Consider the following 953-nt stretch of genomic DNA (forward strand, 5'->3'; position numbering starts at 1 on the left):
CCAGTGATTGCAATTTAGCACTGTTACTCGAAACACTTTGAGAAGCACTTCCTGTATTAATACTAGTCTCGCTTGTAGCCGATGTAGCTCTGGATGTAGCAGCGGATTTATCGTCTCCGTTTGCCTCACTAGTACCAGATGTTGCTCTGCTTGCCTCACTAGCATCGGAAGTTGCACTACTATTAGTAACTAAACTGCCATCCTCATTTTTTGAATTCTTCAATGAGCTTTTAACTGAAGAAGACTCAGATCCTGCGGAACTATTACTTTTAACTTGGTCAGATAGCGATTCCGACTTTGTCACACTCACAGAACTTGAACCAGTCACTTCAGAATTCGCTACTGATCTAGAATCTAAATATGATACTCCAGTACTTTTAGGAGCTACGCTACTAGACTGAGAATCATTTGTGAAACCTGTACCGTTTGTTTTCTCAACTGTGGCAACTTGACTTAATTGGTTAGTAGTGGATTCATTTTCTGTCAAACTAATCTGCTTTACCTGATCCATTACATTGGTTGAGTCTGTACCTTGTGTTTGGCTGACACTAGCGTTTAGGTCTGCCTTAATTGGACTAGAACTCACACCGATCAAACTCAAACCAAATGAAAACAAAAGAATCGATCTGGTCACCTGAGTTGCCAAAACATTGTTATTTCTGCTCATGCAATAGTCTCCTTGTGTGAATGCAACTAACTTTTATAAAAATGTTAACACACTCTTTCAACTACTTTCATGACAATCTGTTTTCATTTTGGTCATAATCCCCTATCAACGTAATCGCCTTTTAACGCGAATGAAAAAACACACATCTGTTGATTATCGAAAACCTACAAATGTGTGTCCTTATAAAGGTTCTCTGTCAACTGTTGTTGGTAACGACCATAATGCACCCAATCATTATTTGATGATTGGGTGTTTTGTTTTTGTCCTTAACATAACAAGGACGCGC

1 pseudogene is annotated in these 953 nt (G+C 38.9%); it reads right to left on the reverse strand.

The window, feature by feature from the left end:
- Positions 1 to 667: pseudogene (locus tag GB993_RS11665) on the reverse strand (hypothetical protein); the annotation flags it as partial.
- Positions 668 to 953: the final 286 nt, after the last annotated feature.

Origin of the sequence: Furfurilactobacillus milii, from assembly GCF_009864005.1 — a bacterium.
GTDB lineage: Bacteria > Bacillota > Bacilli > Lactobacillales > Lactobacillaceae > Furfurilactobacillus > Furfurilactobacillus rossiae_B.